The organism is Streptomyces murinus (assembly GCF_002154555.1).
GTDB lineage: Bacteria > Actinomycetota > Actinomycetes > Streptomycetales > Streptomycetaceae > Streptomyces > Streptomyces murinus.
In genome coordinates, this window is record NZ_MUNF01000186.1 from 1 (window position 1) to 966 (window position 966).

Genomic DNA, 966 nt, shown 5'->3' on the forward strand with positions numbered 1-966 from the left:
GTCAGACCGTCTGCGCCCCCAGCGTCCGTGCGATCGAGGCGATGCTCTCCGGGCCCACCCGGCAGCAGCCGCCGATCAGGCGGGCGCCTGCGGTGTGCCAGGAGGTGACCTGGGTGGGGGTGAAGGTGGTCGGGCCGGTCCAGGAGTGGGAGGCGGGTTGCCAGGATTCGCCGCTGTTGGGGTAGACCACGACCGGCTTGCCGGTGACCCGGGCGGCGAGTTCGACGGCGGGGGCCGCGTCCTGGGGGGCGCAGCAGTTCACGCCCACCGCGATGATCTCGTCCGCGTCGGCCGCGAGCGCGAAGGCCGCCTCCAGGGGCTGGCCGGCACGGGTGCGGGCGCCGTCGATCGTGTACGACAGCCAGGCCGGGACCCCCAGTCCGCGTACCGCCCGCAGCAGCGCGGTGGCCTCGTCGGTGTCCGGGACGGTCTCCAGGGCCAGGACGTCCGGCGCGGCGGCGGCCAGGGCTTCGAGGCGGGGGCGGTGGAAGCGCTCCAGTTCGGCCACGCCGAGCCCGTAGCGGCCCCGGTACTCGGAGCCGTCCGCGAGCATCGCGCCGTACGGTCCCGCCGAGGCGGCCACCCACAACGGGCGCTCCACGCCCGCCTCTTGGGCCCGCCGGGCCGCGTCATGAGCCAGTCGGACGCTCAGCGCGAGCAGGCGTTCCGCCTCCGGGCGGCCGATGCCGCGCCGGGCGAAGCCCTCGAAGGTGGCCTGGTAGCTGGCGGTGATCGCCACACTCGCGCCCGCCAGGTGGTAGGCGAGATGCGCCTCGGTGATCGCCTCCGGCCGCTCGGCGAGCAGCCGCGCCGACCACAGCTCGTCGCTCAGGTCGTGCCCGGCGGACTCCAGCTGGTTGGACAGCCCGCCGTCGAGTACGACCGTCCCGGCGGCGAGGGCCGCGGCGAGGGTGGGGGTGGAAGCGTTGCCGGTCATACCGGTGACGCTAGTCCACCGGGAGGGGG

1 protein-coding gene is annotated in these 966 nt (G+C 75.4%); it reads right to left on the bottom strand.

Annotated features, from left to right (window positions below; genetic code table 11):
* Position 1 precedes the first annotated feature (1 nt).
* Entirely contained in the window at positions 2-937 is a 936-nt protein-coding gene (mmuM, locus tag CCN72_RS13485) for a homocysteine S-methyltransferase (RefSeq protein ID WP_086807736.1), read from the bottom strand.
* Between the last annotated feature and the right edge of the window lie 29 nt (positions 938-966).